This is a genomic window from Pauljensenia hongkongensis, from assembly GCF_001746855.1.
GTDB classification, from domain to species: Bacteria; Actinomycetota; Actinomycetes; order Actinomycetales; family Actinomycetaceae; genus Pauljensenia; species Pauljensenia hongkongensis.
In genome coordinates this window covers 528,997-531,907 of record NZ_CP017298.1, presented here as the reverse complement: position 1 = coordinate 531,907, position 2,911 = coordinate 528,997, and the positions used below count along the sequence as shown (strand labels likewise).

The window sequence follows — 2,911 nt, the reverse complement described above, 5'->3', positions numbered from 1 at the left end:
GGCGCGACCCCGGGCGCCTTCGGACGCGGGGGAGGGCGCAACCAGCGCGGGCGCAAGTCCAAGCGCGCGAAACGCCAAGAGTACGAGCAGCAGAACGCGCCCGTCATCGGCGGCGTCTCCATCCCGCGCGGCGGCGGCGCCCAGATCCGCATCCGGCAGGGCGCCTCGCTGGCGGACCTGGCCGAGAAGATCAACGTCAACCCAGCTGCCCTGGTCACCGTCCTCTTCGCCCTCGGCGAGATGGCGACTGCCACGCAGTCCCTGGACCAGGACACCTTCGAGGCCCTGGGCGCCGAGCTCGGCTACGACGTCAAGGTCGTCTCCCCGGAGGACGAGGACCGCGAGCTGCTGGAGTCCTTCGACATCGACCTGGAGGCCGAGGAGCTCGAGGACCTGGAGAACATGGCCCCGCGCCCGCCGGTCGTCACCGTGATGGGACACGTGGACCACGGCAAGACGAAGCTGCTGGACGCCATCCGCCACACCGACGTCGTCGACACCGAGTTCGGCGGCATCACCCAGCACATCGGGGCCTACCAGGTGAAGGTCGACCACGAGGGCCGCAAGCGCCCCATCACCTTCATCGACACCCCCGGCCACGAGGCGTTCACCGCCATGCGCGCCCGCGGCGCGCAGGTCACCGACATCGCGATCCTGGTGGTCGCGGCAGATGACGGCGTCATGCCGCAGACGGTCGAGGCCATCAACCACGCGCAGGCGGCCGACGTGCCGATCGTCGTGGCGGTCAACAAGATCGACAAGGACGGGGCGAATCCCGACAAGATCCGCTCCCAGCTCACCGAGTACGGCCTGGTCGCCGAGGAGTACGGCGGCGACGTCATGTTCGTCGACATCTCCGCCAAGCAGCGCAAGGGCATCCACGAGCTGCTGGAGGCCGTGCTGCTGACGGCGGACGCGGCCCTGACCCTGGAGGCGAACCCGACGACCGACGCCCGCGGCGTGGCCATCGAGGCGAACCTGGACAAGGGCCGCGGCGCGGTCGCCACCATGCTCGTGCAGCGTGGTACCCTGCGCGTCGGCGACTCCCTGGTGGTCGGCTCCTCCCACGGGCGCGTGCGCGCGATGTTCGACGACACGGGCAAGGACGTGTCCGAGGCTGGCCCGTCCACCCCGGTCGCCGTGCTCGGCCTGACCTCCGTGCCCCGGGCGGGCGACTCCTTCCTGGTGGCGCCCGACGACCGCACTGCCCGCCAGATCGCCGACAAGCGGGAGGCCGCCGAGCGCCAGGCGCTGCTGGCCAAGCGCCGCAAGCGCGTGTCCCTGGAGGACTTCGACAAGGTCCTGGCCGAGGGCGAGGTCGACACCCTCAACCTGGTCATCAAGGGTGACGTGTCCGGCGCGGTCGAGGCCCTGGAGGACTCGCTGCTGCGCATCGACGTGGGCGACGAGGTCGCACTGCGGATCATCCACCGCGGCGTCGGCGCGATCACGCAGAACGACGTCAACCTGGCGACGGTCGACAACGCCGTCATCATCGGCTTCAACGTCCGGCCCGCCGAGCGGGTGGCCGAGCTGGCCGATGCCGAGGGCGTCGAGATCAAGTACTACAACGTCATCTACTCGGCGATCGACGACATCGAGGCCGCCCTCAAGGGCATGCTCAAGCCGGTCTACGAGGAGGTGGCGCTGGGGAGCGCCGAGATCCGCCAGGTGTTCCGCTCCGGCAAGTTCGGCAACATCGCCGGCTCCATCGTCCGCTCCGGCACGATCCGGCGGGGCGCCAAGGCCCGCCTGGTGCGCGACGGCGTCGTGGTGGCCGACAACCTGGAGATCGCGTCCCTGCGGCGCGAGAAGGACGACGTCACCGAGGTCCGCGAGGGCTACGAGTGCGGTATCACCCTGGGTTACAAGGACATCGCCGAGGGCGATGTCATCGAGACCTGGGAGATGCGCGAGAAGGCCCGCGACTGAGGCAGCGGGTGCGGGGGCGGGGCCGGTCACGGCCCCCGCCCCCGCGTTCCTGGCCTCCATCTCGTACCATTGGGCGAGGAGTCGGCGCGCACGCGGGCGCGCGCCAATGATGCGGAGGTTCCCATGGCAGACGAAGCGCGCGTGCGCAAAGTGCAAGAACGCGTCCAGCAGACGGTCGCGTCCATGATCGGACGGCGTGTCAAGGACCCCCGGCTGGAGTTCGTGACGATCACGGACGCCCGCGTCACCGGGGACCTGCAGCACGCGTCGGTGTTCTACACCGTTTACGGCGACGACGCGGCCAGGGCGGGGGCCGCCCGCGCCTTCGAGTCGGCGCGCGGCCTCTTCCGCTCCCAGGTGGGGAAGGTCCTCGGCCTGCGCCTGACCCCCACCCTGGAGTTCATCCCCGACGCGCTGCCCGAGTCGGCCGCCGCCCTCGAGGACGCCCTCGCGGCGGCCAAGGCGAAGGACGCGACGATCGCCGAGCGCGCCCAGGGCGCCTCCTACGCCGGGGAGGCGGACCCCTACCGCCACGACGACGAGGACGGGGAAGACCCCCGCGGGGAGGACTGAGCGCGGCGATGGCCCGCAGACCCGACAACCCCCGCCCCGGCCTCGTCGTCATCGACAAGCCGCAGGGGATCACCAGCCACGACGCCGTCTCGCGCGTGCGCCGCACCGCCCGCACCCGGAAGGCGGGCCACGCGGGCACCCTCGACCCGATGGCCACGGGCGTCCTCGTCGTGGGCATCGGGAAGGCGACGAAACTGCTCACCTGGGTGAGCGGGGACACGAAGTCCTACGAGGCGACGATCCGCTTCGGGGCCTCCACCCGCACCGACGACGCCGAGGGCGAGACCACCAGCGCCCCCGGGTGCTCCCACCTGGACGCCACTGCCCTCGGCGCCGCCTTCGAACGGCTGCGCGGGGACATCATGCAGGTGCCCTCGGCGGTGTCCGCGATCAAAGTCGGCGGCCG

General features: G+C 71.3%; 2 protein-coding genes and 1 pseudogene. All 3 read left to right on the top strand.

Annotated features, from left to right (window positions below; all coding sequences use genetic code 11):
• Positions 1-1,932 (top strand): translation initiation factor IF-2 (gene infB, locus BH719_RS02230; RefSeq protein WP_009743113.1); only part of this gene is annotated, 1,932 nt, incomplete at its 5' end.
• A 123-nt stretch (positions 1,933-2,055) separates the two neighbouring features.
• Positions 2,056-2,505, top strand: a complete 450-nt coding sequence (gene rbfA, locus BH719_RS02225) for a 30S ribosome-binding factor RbfA (protein WP_009743112.1) — start codon at positions 2,056-2,058, stop codon at positions 2,503-2,505.
• Between the two features lie 8 nt (positions 2,506-2,513).
• Positions 2,514-2,911, top strand: a pseudogene (locus tag BH719_RS09995) (tRNA pseudouridine(55) synthase TruB); the annotation flags it as partial.